The organism is Corallococcus praedator (genome assembly GCF_003612125.1).
In the GTDB taxonomy this organism is placed as follows: Bacteria; Myxococcota; Myxococcia; order Myxococcales; family Myxococcaceae; genus Corallococcus; species Corallococcus praedator.
This window is the reverse complement of record NZ_RAWI01001091.1, coordinates 1-436: the sequence shown is the minus strand read 5'-3', so window position 1 is coordinate 436 and position 436 is coordinate 1. Positions and strand designations below refer to the sequence as shown.

At 57.3% G+C, this 436-nt stretch carries 1 pseudogene; it reads left to right on the top strand.

The annotated features are described in order from the left end of the window. A pseudogene (glnA, locus tag D7Y13_RS43150) lies at nucleotides 1–436 on the top strand (glutamine synthetase); the annotation flags it as partial.

Here is a 436-nt window from a genome sequence, read left to right as displayed (position 1 = left end):
CTTTATGGCTGGCCTGCTGGCTCACGCTCCGGCTTTGACGGCGATTTGTGCGCCGACGATCAATTCCTACAAGCGGCTGGTTGTGGGGCGATCGCTCAGCGGCGCAACCTGGGCACCCGCCTTCATCAGCTACGGCGACAACAATCGATCGAGCCTGGTCCGAATTCCCGGTGGTCGTTTGGAATTGCGCTTGGCTGACGGCTCCTGCAATCCCTACCTCGCCGCCGCAGTGGTGATCGCAGCCGGACTGGATGGGGTCGAGAAAGAACTCGATCCGGGTGAGCCACGCAACGTGAATCTATACGATTACTCAGATGCAGAGCTGAAAGAAAAGGGAATTGAAACTTTACCGCAAAGCTTAAAAGAAGCGATCGATGCCCTCGCTGCCGATCCGGTGATCAAGTCTGCCCTGGGCGAACTGGCAGACGAATTCATC